Source organism: Polaromonas sp. P1_E1_2 (genome assembly GCF_056406035.1).
In genome coordinates this window covers 1-1,906 of record NZ_JBFUAZ010000721.1, presented here as the reverse complement: position 1 = coordinate 1,906, position 1,906 = coordinate 1, and the positions used below count along the sequence as shown (strand labels likewise).

The window sequence follows — 1,906 nt, the reverse complement described above, 5'->3', positions numbered from 1 at the left end:
CATCCAGTCCGTCGCGGTGTTCTTCGAGCCAGGGAATGACGCTGCCGAACGCCGCGCGGTCAAATGCCAGCTGGCAACTCCAGCGCGGGTGCGGCCCCACCTCGCGTTCATGCACACGCCCCACGGCAATCCCGAAAAGCGCGCCAGCTTTTTCGCACAGGGCACGTGCCTGCTCAACGGTGCCGGGCCCGAAATACACGTGGGCGTGATAGCGGGCATAAAGGTTTTCAGGTCGCTGGATCATGGTGAAACGGAAGGGAGGAGAGGGAAGGGAAAATGGAAAAGGGGCGTATCCATCACGCATTGGATGAGGCCTCAGGCATCCTCCAGAAACGTCAGGGTCGGTAGCGGTACATCGGGGTTTTCTTCGCGGACTTTTGCATGCGTCTGCTTCATGCGCTGCTGGCAATGTGCCAGGTCTTTCACCTGAAACAGAAAAAACACCTCTGCTGCGTCTTCCGCGTTTTGCCAGAGATACTTCAGATACATGCCTTGCTTCGCATGTTCATCCGCATCTTTTTCCAGCTGCTGTTTGACGGCGGCCAGCGGCGCGCCGGTGAGTTTTGCCAGTACGTGTGCCATGGGATGTCTCCTGCTTTAAACCCATTATTGCGGGCACTGCTGCAGACATTTGCCAAAGGGTTTTTGTTTGAATATACTGTATTTATATACAGTATTTTCTGCGGCCCTGCCGGGCACCGCTACCTTCCACCGAATCTTGTTGCCCTATGTCCGACGCCGTCATTCCCCTCCATGCCATCAAGGGCCGGGGCACTGCTACACGCATGCCGCACCGGTTTGAGAAAGACGTGCGCAACGCATGGGACGACGGCTGGGGTACGCTGGAAGAAGGCGCGGCGGGTGAGGCACCCCGGATCGAAACCACGGTCACAATGGAAGAAGCCCGCAGCGCCATCGTCGGCAACGATTCGCCTGATATCTTTTTTGACTACAGCATCAACCCGTACCGGGGCTGCGAGCATGGTTGCGTCTACTGCTATGCGCGGCCTACGCACAGCTACCTCAACCTCTCGCCTGGCCTSGACTTTGAAACGAAGATCATCGCCAAGCGCAACATTGCCGAGGTGTTGCGCGCCGACCTGCGCAAACGCAGCTATGTTCCCAAGCTGCTCAATATCGGCTCGGCCACCGACTGCTACCAGCCCGCCGAGCGCGAGCTGCGACTGACGCGCAGCATCATTGAGGTGATGCAGGAAGTGCGGCACCCGTTTTCATTGATCACTAAATCCAGCGGCGTAGAGCGTGACCTGGATCTGCTGGCGCCGCTGGCCGCCGACAAGCTGGCCGCCGCCTACGTGACCATCACCACACTCGACGGCGAACTCGCACGCAAGCTCGAGCCGCGCGCGGCCGCGCCGCACCGGCGCCTGCGCACCATCCGCACGCTGGCAGAGCATGGTGTTCCTGTCGGCGTCAGCGTGGCGCCGCAAATCCCGTTTGTAAACGACGACATGGAGCACGTGCTGGAGGCGGCCTGGGAGGCCGGTGCACGCAGCGCCTTCTACACCGTGATACGCCTGCCGTGGGAAGTGGCGCCCATTTTCAAGGAGTGGCTGGAGCTGCACTACCCGCAGCGCGCCGCGCGCATCATGGCGCGCATCCACGAGATGCGCGGCGGCAAAGATTACGACAGCGACTTCGCCACGCGCATGAAGGGCCACGGCCTGTGGGCCGAGCTCATCAAGCAGCGCTTTGAGAAAGCCTGCCACCGGATCGGCTTTAACCGCCAGCGCATCGAGCTGGATCTGAGCCGGTTCCGGCCGCCAGCGGCTGCGGGTGCCGAAGGGCAGGGCAGGCTGTTYTGAGGGGCACGCGTCAGTTCGACGCGAGGGCTATAGTCCAAAAAGCGTGTGCATCACGCCTCATACCGTTTGAAGATAAAAGG

Annotated in this window: 3 protein-coding genes; 1 reads left to right on the top strand and 2 read right to left on the bottom strand. The window is 60.7% G+C overall.

The genetic code is table 11. From position 1 onward, the window contains the following. A partial coding sequence (locus tag AC1D1P_RS22150; protein ID WP_477674465.1) for a DOPA 4,5-dioxygenase family protein occupies positions 1-244 on the bottom strand: 244 nt, incomplete at its 3' end. 71 nt (positions 245-315) lie between these two features. Then, on the bottom strand, positions 316-582 hold the full coding sequence (locus AC1D1P_RS22145) for a hypothetical protein (protein ID WP_477671079.1): 267 nt from the start codon (positions 580-582) through the stop codon (positions 316-318). A 146-nt stretch (positions 583-728) separates the two neighbouring features. Here AC1D1P_RS22145 and AC1D1P_RS22140 point away from each other — a divergent pair, with 146 nt between their 5' ends. After that, a complete protein-coding gene (locus AC1D1P_RS22140; protein ID WP_477674464.1) occupies positions 729-1,826 on the top strand; it encodes a PA0069 family radical SAM protein in 1,098 nt (365 codons plus the stop codon). The last annotated feature ends 80 nt before the right edge of the window (positions 1,827-1,906 follow it).